The organism is Methylovirgula sp. (genome assembly GCF_037200945.1).
GTDB lineage: Bacteria > Pseudomonadota > Alphaproteobacteria > Rhizobiales > Beijerinckiaceae > Methylovirgula.
On sequence record NZ_JBBCGP010000001.1, the window covers coordinates 1818301 to 1831552 of the forward strand.

Annotated in this window: 12 protein-coding genes and 1 tRNA gene; 7 read left to right on the plus strand and 6 right to left on the minus strand. The window is 59.9% G+C overall.

All coding sequences use genetic code 11. The features are described from left to right. Positions 1–224 precede the first annotated feature (224 nt). Positions 225–1826: a phosphoenolpyruvate carboxykinase (ATP) gene (gene pckA / locus WDN02_RS08800; RefSeq protein WP_337294900.1), complete on the plus strand. Its 1602-nt coding sequence runs from the start codon at positions 225–227 to the stop codon at positions 1824–1826. Continuing rightward, on the plus strand, positions 1819–3984 hold the full coding sequence (locus WDN02_RS08805) for a malate synthase G (RefSeq protein ID WP_337293132.1): 2166 nt from the start codon (positions 1819–1821) through the stop codon (positions 3982–3984). The genes pckA and WDN02_RS08805 overlap by 8 nt, the downstream gene beginning before the upstream one ends. Before the next feature lie 41 nt (positions 3985–4025). Here WDN02_RS08805 and WDN02_RS08810 read toward each other — a convergent pair whose 3' ends face one another. From WDN02_RS08810 to WDN02_RS08820, 3 genes are all read right to left on the minus strand, one after another. Next, complete coding sequence (locus WDN02_RS08810) at positions 4026–5246, minus strand: MFS transporter (RefSeq protein ID WP_337293133.1); 1221 nt, start codon at positions 5244–5246, stop codon at positions 4026–4028. Between the two features lie 252 nt (positions 5247–5498). Beyond that, on the minus strand, positions 5499–7175 hold the full coding sequence (locus WDN02_RS08815) for a protein kinase (protein ID WP_337293134.1): 1677 nt from the start codon (positions 7173–7175) through the stop codon (positions 5499–5501). A gap of 165 nt (positions 7176–7340) precedes the next feature. Continuing rightward, positions 7341–7416 (minus strand) — tRNA-Ala (locus WDN02_RS08820). A gap of 112 nt (positions 7417–7528) precedes the next feature. On the opposite strand from WDN02_RS08820, the gene WDN02_RS08825 reads away from it, so the two are divergent. Beyond that, positions 7529–7819 (plus strand): YggT family protein, encoded by a 291-nt coding sequence (locus WDN02_RS08825; protein WP_337293135.1) that lies wholly within the window; start codon positions 7529–7531, stop codon positions 7817–7819. A 15-nt stretch (positions 7820–7834) separates the two neighbouring features. Continuing rightward, positions 7835–8146, plus strand: a complete 312-nt coding sequence (locus tag WDN02_RS08830; protein WP_337293136.1) for a DUF167 family protein — start codon at positions 7835–7837, stop codon at positions 8144–8146. Here the strand turns inward: WDN02_RS08830 and WDN02_RS08835 are convergent. After that, positions 8143–8814, minus strand: a complete 672-nt coding sequence (locus tag WDN02_RS08835; RefSeq protein ID WP_337293137.1) for a sulfate transporter family protein — start codon at positions 8812–8814, stop codon at positions 8143–8145. The two genes, WDN02_RS08830 and WDN02_RS08835, sit on opposite strands and share 4 nt — an antisense overlap. 126 nt (positions 8815–8940) lie before the next feature. Between WDN02_RS08835 and bioB the strand changes: the two genes are divergently transcribed. Continuing rightward, entirely contained in the window at positions 8941–9948 is a 1008-nt protein-coding gene (bioB, locus tag WDN02_RS08840) for a biotin synthase BioB (protein WP_337293138.1), read from the plus strand. 90 nt (positions 9949–10038) lie between these two features. After that, positions 10039–10254 (plus strand): CsbD family protein, encoded by a 216-nt coding sequence (locus WDN02_RS08845; protein ID WP_337293139.1) that lies wholly within the window; start codon positions 10039–10041, stop codon positions 10252–10254. A gap of 61 nt (positions 10255–10315) precedes the next feature. Here the strand turns inward: WDN02_RS08845 and WDN02_RS08850 are convergent, their stop codons facing one another. After that, on the minus strand, positions 10316–10777 hold the full coding sequence (locus WDN02_RS08850; protein ID WP_337293140.1) for a DoxX family protein: 462 nt from the start codon (positions 10775–10777) through the stop codon (positions 10316–10318). A gap of 138 nt (positions 10778–10915) precedes the next feature. Further along, complete coding sequence (locus tag WDN02_RS08855) at positions 10916–11887, minus strand: aspartyl protease family protein (protein WP_337293141.1); 972 nt, start codon at positions 11885–11887, stop codon at positions 10916–10918. A gap of 381 nt (positions 11888–12268) precedes the next feature. Here WDN02_RS08855 and WDN02_RS08860 point away from each other — a divergent pair, with 381 nt between their 5' ends. Then, complete coding sequence (locus tag WDN02_RS08860; RefSeq protein WP_337293142.1) at positions 12269–13222, plus strand: hypothetical protein; 954 nt, start codon at positions 12269–12271, stop codon at positions 13220–13222. Positions 13223–13252 lie beyond the last annotated feature (30 nt).

Sequence of the window (13252 nt, forward strand, 5' to 3'; positions counted from 1 at the left end):
GAGAAGCCGCCAGCATTCAGCAAGAGGCGCATTCTCGTTCAAATTGCGGGCTTTACAAGGCGACGGACCTTGATGCCGCTCTGCGCCTCTCTACCCACTCTAGCGTGACGCCACGTTGGCTGAAAGTCCAATTGTTCCGCAGCGCAGAAGACGCGATGACCGGCCCGGCTCAAATGTTGGTTGATCCCAAAGATTTGCAATCGGAGGCCACTGCGATGAATGTGATGACGCGAGGCGCGGAGGCAAGCCCCGCCGCGTTGGCCGGGACGGGTTTGTCCGGCGCACTTTCCGTTCACCCCAATCTCCAGACTGCGCCCCTCGTCGAGCTCGCGCTTCAGCGTGCCGAGGGCAAGCTCTCGGCCGACGGCGCACTCGTGGTCACCACGGGGACGCATACCGGCCGCTCGGCAAAAGATAAATTCATCGTCGATGAGCCCGAGACGAGCGGCGACATCTGGTGGGGCAGCGTCAACCAGAAACTGTCTCAAGCTGATTTTGCGGCGCTCGCCAATCAAGTCCGCGACTATCTGCAAGGGCAGGTCCTGTTCACGCAGGATCTTTATGCCGGCGCCGCGCCCGAGCATTGCATCAGGGTCCGGCTTGTCACGACCAATGCCTGGCACGCGCTTTTTGCCCGCAACATGTTCATCCGGCCGCCCGCAAACGAACTCGACGCCTTCGTGCCGGACTATATCATTTTGCACGCGCCTGGCCTCTCGGTGGAGCCCACGAGCCTCGGGCTGCGCTCGCCGACCGCGATTGCGCTGTCCTTCGCGCAAAAGCTGATCGTCATTTCCGGCACTCAATATGCAGGGGAAGTGAAGAAGGCGATCTTCACCGTCATGAATTGGCTGCTGCCCGCGAAAGGCGTGTTGCCGATGCATTGTTCTGCGAATATCGGTCCGGATGGCGATAGTGCGCTTTTTTTCGGCCTATCCGGCACAGGCAAAACGACTTTATCGTCGGATCCCGAGCGTTGGCTCATCGGCGATGATGAGCACGCATGGTCACCGACCGGCGTCTTCAATTTCGAGGGCGGCTGCTACGCCAAGGTCATTAACCTGCGGCAGGAGGCTGAGCCTGAAATTTGGGCAGCCGCGCATCGTTTCGGGACGGTGCTGGAAAATGTTGTCCTCGATGCCAACGGCCATGTCGACCTCGACGACGATTCGCTGACACCCAACACGCGCGCCTGCTATCCGCTCCACTTCATTGCCAATGCCGAGCCGAGCGGCGCGGGTGGCGTTCCGCGCAATGTCGTGATGCTGACCGCGGATGCCTTTGGCGTCATGCCGCCATTGTCGCGACTGACGCCGGAGCAGGCGATGTATCATTTCCTCTCTGGCTATACAGCGCGGGTTGCCGGGACGGAGAAGGAGCTGGGCAAGGAGCCGGTCGCAACCTTCAGCGCCTGTTTCGGCGCGCCGTTCATGCCGCGGCCGCCCGGGGTCTATGGCCGCCTCCTGATGCACTATCTGTCGAAGCAGAAGACCAATGTCTGGCTGGTCAACACTGGCTGGACGCGTGGCCCTTACGGAATCGGCACGCGCATTTCGATTGCCCATACGCGGGCGCTGCTACGCGCGGCGCTCACTGGCACACTCGATGAAGCGCCGTTTCGTGAGGAGCCCTATTTCGGCCTGCACGTGCCGTTGCATGTCGCGGGCGTGCCGCAAGACATGCTCGATCCCTCGCGCGCCTGGCCCGATCCGCAAGCCTATGCGGCGAAGGCACGTCACCTCGTCCGCCTGTTTAAAGAGAATTTCGCCAAATTCGTCGACACGGCGGCGGACCTTGATATGCAGGAGAAAGCCGTCCATGCGTGACCATCAAGACGTTGGCGGTCTTAAGATCGCCGGTACGCTTTATGACTTCATCACCGAAGAAGCGTTACCGGGCACCGGCATTACAGCGGCGTCGTTTTGGGCCGGGTTTGAAAAACTCATCGACGAATTTGCACCGCAGATTCAAGCGCACATGCGGCTTCGCGACGCGTTGCAGGCGAAGATCGACGATTATCACGTCAGCCATCGCGGCCTGCCGTTCGACCCAGTCGATTATGAGAAATTTCTGCGCGAGATCGGCTATCTCGTGCCCGAGCCGCCGGATTTTTCTATCGCGACCGAAAATGTCGACGATGAGATTGCACTTGTGCCAGGTCCCCAATTGGTCGTGCCGGTGTCGAATGCGCGCTACGTCTTGAACGCGGCCAATGCGCGGTGGGGGTCGCTTTACGAGGCGCTTTACGGCACCGATGCAATTTCTTCAGCGGATGGCGGCGAACGCGGCAAGGGCTACAACAAAATCCGCGGAGATCGGGTTGTCGCTTGGGGCAAAGAGTTTCTCGATGCCTCGGTGCCGCTCGTCGGCGCGAGCCATCTCGATGTGGCAGGCCTTCGCGTCGGCAACGGCAAACTCATCGCAGCGCTCGCCGACGGTTCCGAGACCGGATTGAAAAACCCGGCGCAATTGCGCGCCTATCGTGGCGCAGCCGACGCGCCGACAGCGATCCTGTTGCGCAACAACGGGTTGCATATTGAACTCGTCATTGATCGTGCAAGCCGGATCGGTGGCGACGATCCCGCCGGCATTGCGGATATTCTCATCGAGGCGGCACTGACGGCGATCATGGACCTCGAAGATAGTGTCGCGGCCGTTGATGCTGCCGATAAGGTCGGGCTCTATCGCAATGTGCTCGGCTTGATGCAGGGAACATTCTCCGCCAATGTGGAAAAGAACGGCAAAATCATCGAACGCCGCCTCGCCGACGATCGCAGCTATACGCAACTCGACGGCGCGCCGCTCTCGGTTTCCGGCCGCAGCGTAACGCTCATCCGCAATGTCGGCCATCACATGATGACGGACGCCGTGCTCGATGCCGACGGAGCGCAAATCCCCGAGACATTACTCGATGCCGTGGTGACTGCGCTGATCGCGATTCACGATCTGCGCGCAGCGGGCCGGCGTAACAGCGCCAAGGGTTCTGTCTATATCGTCAAACCGAAAATGCACGGGCCGGACGAAGTCGCGCTTGCCGATCGTCTCTTTGGCGCGGTCGAGGATTTTCTCGGCCTCAAGCGTTACACGCTCAAGATGGGCATCATGGACGAGGAGCGGCGCACCAGCGCCAATCTGAAGGCCGTCATCAAGGCAGCCGCGAATCGCGTCTTCTTCATCAATACGGGTTTCCTCGATCGCACCGGCGATGAAATTCATACGTCGATGGAAGCCGGGCCGATGATCCGCAAGGAAGATATGAAGAAGACGAAGTGGATCGCCGCCTATGAGGATTCGAATGTCGATGTCGGCCTGCGGTGCGGCTTGCCGGGCCGGGCGCAGATCGGCAAGGGCATGTGGGCGATGCCCGACAGCATGTCCGCCATGCTTGCCGATAAAATTCCGCACCTGACCTCTGGCGCCAACACGGCCTGGGTGCCGTCGCCGACGGCCGCGGTCCTCCACGCGACGCATTATCATCGCGTCGATGTCCTCAAGCGGCAGAAGGAACTGCGCGGCCGCGCGCCGGCGAAGCTCGCCGATCTGCTGACGATCCCCATTTCGCGCGGCAATTTCGCGCCGGATGCGGTGCAGGAAGAACTCGACAACAATTGCCAGGGCATTCTGGGCTATGTCGTGCGCTGGGTCGATCAGGGGATCGGCTGTTCGAAAGTGCTCGATATCCACGATGTCGGGCGCATGGAAGATCGTGCCACGTTGCGCATTTCGAGCCAGCACATCGCCAATTGGCTGCAGCACGGCATCGTTAACGAGACGCAGGTCGCGAACACGCTCAAGCGCATGGCCAAAATCGTCGATCGTCAAAACGATGACGATGGCGCGTACCGGCCGATGGCGCCGACCTTCAACGGCCCGGCCTTCAAGGCGGCGGAGGATTTGATCTTCAAGGGGCGCGTGCAGCCGAACGGCTATACCGAATGGATTTTGCACGACCGCCGCCGCGAGGCGAAGGAGCAGGCGGCTTAGCCTCCGGGATTGCTTCGCTTCGCTCGCAATGACGCTGCTGCCTATTCCGCCGGGTCTTCGATGAGTTTCGGATCGCCCTCGATGCGGCTGTCGATCACGACAGACAGCAACCAGATGACAAGGCCGCCGAGCGCCAGCGCAAAGCCGACCCAGCCGGTCGATGTCCAACCAAAACCCGCGCCGATCGCGATGCCGCCAAGCCAGGGACCGATGGCATTCGCCGTGTTGAAGGCGGAATGGTTGAGGGCCGCCGGCAGGGCTTGCGCCTCGCCGGAAACATCCATCAGTCGCGCCTGCAAGACCGTGCCAAGTGCGCCGCCGCAGCCGATGAGGAAGACATCGAACGTGACCAGCCAGATGTTGTGCGCCGCGAACGCGTATAGGGCGAGCGTCGCCGCCGTCCAGATGAGGAGCGCGCCCGCCGTCGGCATCAGCGCGCGATCGGCGAAAAGCGGGATGATGAGATTGCCAGCCGTGAGGCCGAGGCCGAAGGCGCAGAGCACGAGCGGCAGATAGAGGCTCGACACATGCGTCACGTCGGTCAGTGTCGAGGCGAGATAGGTGTAAACGGCGAACATGCCGCCGAAGCCGATGGCGCCGATGGCGAGCGTCAGCCAGACCTGCGGCCGCTTGAGCGCCGCAAGCTCGCGCAGCGGGCTCGCCTCCTTGTCGGGGGTGTCGCGCGGCGTGAGCAGGGCAACAAGGGCTAACGCGGCGAGGCCGAGCAAGGCGACAACACCGAAGCTCCAGCGCCAGCCGACTTGCTGACCGAGCCAGTTGGCGGCAGGGACGCCGATCACGGTTGCCCCTGTCAGGCCGAGGAAAATCTGGCCGATCGCCTGCGTGCGTTTGTTCGTCGGGACGAGGGACGAGGCGACCATCGCGGCGATGCCGAAATAGGCGCCGTGCGGCAGGCCGCTGAGAAACCGGAAGGCGACGAGCCAATGATAGGTTGGTGACAGCGCCGCGAGGCCGTTGCCGAACGCGAAGACGCCCATCAGGGCCATCAGAAGCGTTCGCCGCGACGTGCGCGCGGCAAGCACCGCGATGATCGGCGCACCGACGACAACGCCTAAGGCATAGGCGCTGATCGCGTGTCCTGCGGTCGGTGCATCGACATGGAGATCTTTGGCAAAATAGGGCAGCAGGCTCATCGTCGCGAATTCGGTGACCCCGATGGCGAATCCGCCCATGGCCAGGGCGAAAATGACGAGGCTCGGCCAGGGCTGAATGGCGTCCTGCGGCGCGTCGTTCGATGTCACGGACTCACTCCATCTGCGATGTCTGCTGGCTCCTCCCTTCGTGGCGCGTTCGCGTCTTTATGATTTGCCCGGAACATGGCGGCTGATCACGGCACGAGCAAGGTTCGGCGACGGCTTTTTTGACCCCACAGCATCACCGAAACGTGACGCTGCCTGCTGCAGAAGCGACAGCTAGAGCATCGAACCGAAAAAGTGCGAAGCGGTTTTCGGACAAATCCGATGCTTTAAACGTCCTTCGCGTTAAGCACGCAATCAGAGACATTTCCAGACGAGACTGAGAATGAGAAGCGCGGCAAGAAGACCTGAAAGGACCTTCCAGAAGAGCAGCGGGTTTCGTTCAATCAGTGGCCGGCGATAACGCGGGCGTGGGTGAAGATTTCCGTGCTCCAAGGCATAAATGAACTCATGCAAATCACCGAAGCGATCGTCCCGGCGCATTGAAATGGCGCGCAGGACCGCAGCATTAAGCCAGGCAGGGACATCCCTGCGATATCCGCTTAGCGGCGTCGCGGGACCGAAAAGGGGGCGCTCGCCGGGCAGCGTTTCACCGTAAGGATAATGGTTCGAAAGAATACGGTACAAGGTAACGCCCAAGGCAAATTGGTCCGATAAAGCGTCGCCTCTCTCCTCCTGGAAGAGTTCAGGCGCCATGAAATCGAGCGTGCCGGGACTCGCAGCTTCGTCAATGTCGTCGAGACGCGGCAGACGCGCGACGCCGAAATCGAAAATCTTCACATCGCCGTTTTCCAGCAGCATGATATTTCCCGGTTTGATGTCGCGATGTGTGATGCCGGCTTTATGGAGCGCGATGAGTCCGCGTCCAATCTTGATCGCGATGGCAACGGCCTCGTCGATTTTCATCGGACCGTCGCGCCCGAGCCGATCTTCCAGGGTCTCGCCGCGATAATAGGGCATCGCGACATAGAGCTGGCTTTGGCGTCCTTCCGGGATTTTCAGAGATGCGCCGACGTTCAGATGATTGATACGTTGGCCGAGAAATACTTCTCGCATAAAATGCGTGCGATCGACTTTATCAGCCTCGGGCTTGGGGAATTTCAACACCACCCATTCATTGTGATCGCGTGCCAGAAAGAGACGCGACGTCTTGCTCTCAGTGAGAACGCGGGCAAGCTTGAATCCGTCGATTGTCTCGCCAACCGCCGGCAAGTTCTTGATCGGCAAATTCTCCATCTCGGCGACGACAGCGCTATAGTCAGGGGCAGGCACCGTGATGATGTCGATGACAAGCGCTGTCGCGTTATCTTCGCCGCCAGCTTGCAGGGCAGCCTCGACAATCGCATTGGCGTCGGCCTGCGGGGTTTGTCGCGCGCTGAGAAGTTTTAGAAGTGCATTTGCCGAAAGGACAGAATGGACGCCTTTCGTCGTGAGCAAAAGGCGATCATACGCCTCAAGCGGCTGCGCTTTCACGTCCAGCCGGAGCGCCGGCTCGAGGCCGATCGCGCGCAGCAGTCGCCGGCTGCCATCCGCTTGCGGGGCGGAATGATCGTCTGTCAGTAGCGTCAGATGGTCGGCGCGCAGATGCCACGCCCGGCTATCGCCGACATGCAGGATTGTCGCGATTCGGCCCAATAGAACCGCGGCGGTAAAGGTCGTCGCGGCCCCGAGCAGCGCCGGGTCGGATCGCGACTGGCCATGAAGCCAAAGATTGTAGGCGTTGAGCGATTTCATCGCGGCGGTGGCGACGCCGACAGGCTCTCTTTGTGAGCGATAACCGTCGATAAAAGCGCGGACGGCAAGTTCCGACGCCACCCGGCCGCTTTTTGCGCCAAAGCCATCCGCTAGGGCTGCGATCGAGCCTTGTGTGGCTCTCTGGGAGGCGGTGCCGATATCGATAAGACCGAAGTCTTGATTATCCGACCCCCGTCCAACTTGGGTGGCAAATCCCGCTGTGATCTGAAGCTGATCCAAGAACGTAACCTGAGGGCACCATCAGACTTGTTCAAAGCATATGGCGCGCCACATCGCCCCAGGACATTCCATCTTATCGTGGGGGGTAAGAGCGCTCGCGGAACGGCCCATCGGTGGCCGGCCACGCAAACCGCGGGACAATGCAACGTATGTATTTGATTCTATTGGTGGAGCTGATGAGATTCGAACTCACGACCTCTGCAGTGCGATTGCAGCGCTCTCCCATCTGAGCTACAGCCCCGGCCAGCGGGGTGTTTACGTCTCCTGCGGCGCAACTGTCAATGTGGGCCGCTGCTTGCCGGGCCGCCTTTCGCCAGCTAAACGAGAGGCCCTTGCCGGGTTCCGGAGCGCCTATGCGTGCAATTCTCGACGTTCTTCTGCTGATCCTGCAAATTTACACGTACATCATTATCATAGTGGCGATCATGTCCTGGCTGATCGCCTTCAACGTGATCAATGTTTACAACAACGTCGTCCGCTCGATCTGGAACGCGCTCAACGCTGTCACCGAGCCGCTGCTGAAACCCATCCGCAGCATCCTGCCGGCGTTTGGCGGCCTCGATATCTCACCTGTGATCCTGCTTTTGCTGATCTTTCTGCTTCAGGACATTATCGAGCGCTACGTTTATCCAAACGTCTTCTAGCCCGGCATCGGGGCTGTGTCGCAGCCGTGGGTCCTGCGCGAGGATGGCGTTGTCGTCATCGTGCGGCTCACGCCCAAATCGTCCCGCGATGAGATCGCCGGGGTCGAGCATCTGTCGGACGGCCGCGCCGTTTTGAAAGCGCGTGTCCGTGCTGTGCCGGAGGCGGGTGCGGCGAATGAGGCGCTGATTCGCCTGCTAGCTAAATCCCTATCGATCGCGCGAAGCAACGTAAGCCTCGAATCTGGCCAGACGAGCCGGGTGAAAACGATCCGTGTTGCCGGCGATTCCGCCGCGCTTGCCGCGAAATTGGCCGCGCTGACGGCTTAGACTTTGAGCGGTTGCCTCGCGATTTTATCGTGGACGCGCACCATCAGCGCCGCGCCGAAAAGCGGCGTCAGCAGATTGGCGATCGGCACCGCCGCCAGCGCCGCGATAAACATTCCCGCGAGAAAAATCTGAAATTCGTGCGCTCGGCGCACCCGGCCGACGTCCTCGACGGACCGATAGCGCAGCGCCGCAAGCTCGAAATAGCCGCGGCCGAGCAGGTAGGCGTTGACGATTAGGAAGATCAACGCATTGACGCCTGGCACCAGTAGGAGCCCCAGCGCCACGATGTTGAGCGCCAGCGCCAGCAACGCAAACACGATCGCGACGCGGATTTGCTCGCCAAGAGGCGCCGTGCGGCCCGGACGCTGCGGATCGATGTCCGCTTCAACGATGCCGGCAAGCTCATCGAAAAAGAAGCCGGCGACAAGAAACGACACCGGCGTGATCGCGAAGGCGAAGCCGACAAGGAGAGCCAGTCCGGCGAGCAACGTCAGGCTCGTCGCGAGCCAGTGATAGGGGAGCACAAGGAAATGCGCCAAGGCCGTCTCGGCAGTGGCAAAGACCAGCACGAGCAGCAGCAGGGTCAGGCCCAAAGTCTTCCAGAAAACGCGGCGGAACGGCGGCGTGAAGATCTGGGCGAGGGCGGCGAAGGCGGCGGAGAGGATCATCTGGGTTTGTTGGCCTTGGCGGTCGGGGTTGTCAAAGATCAATACCTATGTAACGTCGCAGGCCCTGACGAGAGCGCCGCCGCCGCATCCTTGTCTTGGCGGTAATTTCCTTTTAAATCGAGGGTGATGAACATTTCTTCGCCGCGGGATATTCGCCACGATTGGACGGCTGACGAAATCGTCGCCGTGCATGATCGTCCCCTTATCGAATTGATCGGCGAGGCGAACCGGCTGCATCGCGCCTATCAGCCCGCGAATTACGTCCAGAAGGCGAGCCTTCTGAGCGTCAAAACCGGCGGCTGCCCGGAAGATTGCGCCTATTGCCCGCAATCGGCGCATCATGAGGTCAATCTCGGCAAATCATCGCTGATGCCGGTCGGCGAGGTGCTCGCCGCCGCCAAAAAAGCGCGCAACGCGGGCGCTGATCGGTTCTGCATGGGCGCCGCTTGGCGGCAGGTGCGCGACGGTGCCGAATTCGACGCGGTGCTCGACATGGTGCGCGGCGTTCGCGCGCTCGGCATGGAGGCGTGCGTCACGCTTGGCATGTTGACGGAACCGCAGGCGCAGCGGCTCAAGGAAGCGGGCCTTACCGCCTATAACCACAACCTCGATACGGGCCCGGATTATTACGCGCGGATCATCTCGACGCGGACCTATAATGACCGGCTGGAAACCTTGAAGGCTGTGCGCGCCGCCGGTATTGAAATGTGCTGCGGCGGCATCGTCGGGATGGGCGAAAGCGTGCATGACCGTGCTGCCATGCTGGCGGTTCTGGCGGCCTTCGATCCACACCCTGAAAGCGTGCCGATCAATGCGCTTGTCGCGGTGGACGGGACGCCGCTTGCCGGCCGCGAGAAGATCGATCCGCTGGTTTTCGTGCGCATGGTTGCAACAGCGCGAATTGTATTGCCGCGCAGCATTGTGCGTCTTTCGGCTGGCCGGGCGAGCTTCAGCCGCGAGGCCCAAGTCCTCTGTATGATTGCTGGCGCCAATTCGATTTTCTATGGCGATACCCTTTTGACGACGCCGAATGCTGATGTGCCGGAAGACAACGCGCTGTTCGCCGCGCTGGCGCCGATTCTGCGCGACGCGGCTAAGCACGAGCCTGATAACGCCGCGCTCTCGCTCGCGTGAATCATTTGTAATCTCACAAGAAATCCGGCCCGCGGAACTATTCTTATCCTGTGCCGTTCCTCGCTCCGAAGTTACCAAGGAGTGGAAGACATGAGCAGCACGACTGATAAGATCAAAGGTGTCGCGAACGAGGCCGCTGGTTCCGTCAAGCAGGGCGTCGGCAAGGCTGTTGGCTCCGATAAGCTTCGTGCCGAAGGCGCGGCGCAGGAGCTGAAGGGCCATGCGCAGAAGGCCGTCGGCGATGCCAAGGACGCGGTGAAGACCGCCGTCAATAAGTCGGCCGAGCACGTCAACAAGAACATCTGATCGGGCACTTCGCCGACAGAAAATAGGGCGCCCACACGGGCGCCCTATTTATTTGGGGGCGCTAAACCTTACTACGGGACGACGTCAGCGCGCCAAGACAGCGCACCAAGGTATTGTCCAAAGACCAGCGTCCTGTGCCGCCGAGAGTCAATGCCGCGAGACTCGCAAGGTAGAGCAAGTCTGTTTCATAGCCCGGCTGGCCAAAATGCGCGCCATGAGGTGACACGGCCTCAAGCTTTATCGAACTGAACCCATTCGGCAGATGCACTGTGAATATCGCGACCAAAAGCACGATGGCCATGGGTACGCTCGCCAACGGAACCAACGCGCCCGCCAACACCGCAAGGCCGCCGAAGAGTTCCGTGTGAATCGTCAACCACGCCAGGAGGCCGGGAAAAGGCATGTGGAGCGCTGCGAGAATATTGGTAAAATTTTCAGGGCCGCGCGCCAGCTTCGCCCAGCCATGCTCCATGAATCCGTAGCCGATCATCAAGCGGAGCGGGAGCGGCCACCACATTTGCATGGATGACGAATCTCGAGACAACAAAGCTGTAAACATGCGGCGACCCTTGTTTTGGCTATGCCGCTTCTTCGTCGCCCCGGTGCAGATCGTTACGCCGCGATTCTCACAAGTTTGGCATCGTGCCAACGGGAGCGTGCGTCATTTTCCGGCGATCGATGTGTTGACTTTGACGGGATAGGCGAGCGCCGGACTTGCGTTCATGCCGGACACGAAAATGAGATCGTTGGGATAGGAAATCCAGAGCTTGCGCCGTTTCCAATAATCCAATCCGAGGTTTGCCGAAGCGCCCGGCAATTGAACCTGGATGACCTTCATATATTCGTTTTGATAAACGTCCTCGCCAATACGGATTTCGTCGAATTGATACCGCTGGTTCGGCAATGATGTGCCGCCGTTGAAAGGGCTCATCGAGTGCAAATGCGTTTTTTTCATCTCGTGTGCGAGAGCGCCCCAAAGGGCTGGTGCCATGCGCGAAACAAAAGAGCTGTTGTTCCCCGTATCGACGATCGCCGGCGTGCGCTCGCCATTGAGAAAAATATCGACCATGATCTTGGTGTCGCGATGCTCAAACGGCAGGGCGAAATAGGCGCCTGTCCAAGGCACGAAAGCATCCGAACAAGCGAATTCGTCGTAGAGCGTCAGCTTGTCGTCCACAAAATCGAACTCGACATCGTAGTCCGACAAAATGTCGTCGCCCAATATGCCGACGGCGTCGGCTTCTGGCATCGACCCGAAGTCAAGGCTCGCGACGACCGTGCTGCGATTGTGGAAAACCAGATCTCCGAATCCGAGAATGGGGGCGATGACGTTGAGGTAGACCACCGCCGCGGAGGTCTGGCCGATCCCGAGGACGGGCTTGGGCAGCGGCGCAGAGTAATCGACCTTCAGATTGAGATCGTCTACCGCTTTTGCGCCCAATAATGTCGTGGCCGCGCCAGTATCGACCATCATCGGCCGGGACTGCCCGGCAACATTGGCCATCACCGCATAGTGATTGCCAAGCTCGATCAAGGGAAGTTCGGCGACTTTCACCAAACTGCAGGCGCCAGCATTGTCCCGAAGCAACGCCCAGGCACAAAGATAAAGAGCTATGCGAAGCGACCGCTTCATCGCTGACTCCGCGGAGAAAAGGCCGCGGCGACTCTAACGGACGTAGCTGGCTTCGGGCTGGCCGCAGAATCGCTTCCGTTACAGATGCGCTATCTGGTTGATTTAATTGACAGAGCCAGATGCAATTGAATTACAGGGTATCGGCGACAGCCGACTATCGGGAGATGTGCCCGCTCGCAATCTGGGTATGTCAGCCGAATCGCCAGGGCATTTCGTGGCAAATTTCGTTGGTACTTGATGCCGGTTCGCCGAAAGCCGGTGATATATTCTTCGGCGAACCGAAGCCGGACGAGTCTAACGGCTTCCAAATGGCCACTTCCAGCCAGAGTCTGACCGATGTTGGCAAATTCCTTCCCAATGAGTGTCATCAGATTATTTGTCATGGCCATCATTTTAGCGGTGATGCCTCGATCGCTGTTCGCGCAACAGGCATCGGAAATTCCGGTCTGGCTAAGGTCTCATGTCGGCGAAGGCGAAGGGCAAATCGCTGAGGTGGTTTTGCAACGAGCACGTTCCCTTTACCGACAAAAGCTGAGCGACGGTTCAGTGAGAAACCAGTGCTATCTGGCCATGGACGCGACACGTCCCAATGACCTCAGCAATGGCAGGTTGGGGCATCGCTTTTATGTGATCTGCGAGGCCAGCCACTCGTTTCGTGCAGTTCCGGCAGGTCACGGCAGCGGTCTCGATTTGCCAGGCGTCGGAGATTTCGGAAACGGCAGACAATGCGCCAGGAATTTCGGCAATGCGACGGGTTCGGATCTGACGGCGGGCGGAGCCTATGTGACAGGCGAAACGAAAACGTCTTTCAAAGGGTATTATCGCGCATCGGGCGCGCGCAAAGCTGTCTTGACCCGCTCGTTTGTTCAGTTCGATGGCGAAGGTGAAACCGCAAACGCGCGAGCGCGCGAGATCGGCGGCCACGCGACAGTCAAATTGAGTGGCATGTGCCTGCTCAAAGATTCCAGCAGCCCCTATGCGAACCGTGACGGTTACGTCCCGCTTGGAACGCTTGTGGATTATTCCGGCGGCCGCAGCAACGGTTGCACGAGTTGGTCGCCCTCTGATGCTTCGCAAATCATCGCATTGGTCAGAAATAATCCAACGACTTTGTATATCTATCCCGATGCCGCCGACGTTCGTGGCGTCGCGCGAGCCGTGCTCGCGGGGCGGCCGCCATCGAGTTCAGGATTGTATTGGAACGCGTCCTGTTTGAGGGAAATACGCGCTCCAAAATTCTGGTCGGACGATCAGCTCGGTCCGATGATCGCTCGCTATAAAGAGGAGCATCCGGCCCCGCCGCCGCGACCGATTCCAATTTGTCGAGAACAATGAAATCTGGGAAAAAGCTCGCGCCAGGCGAAC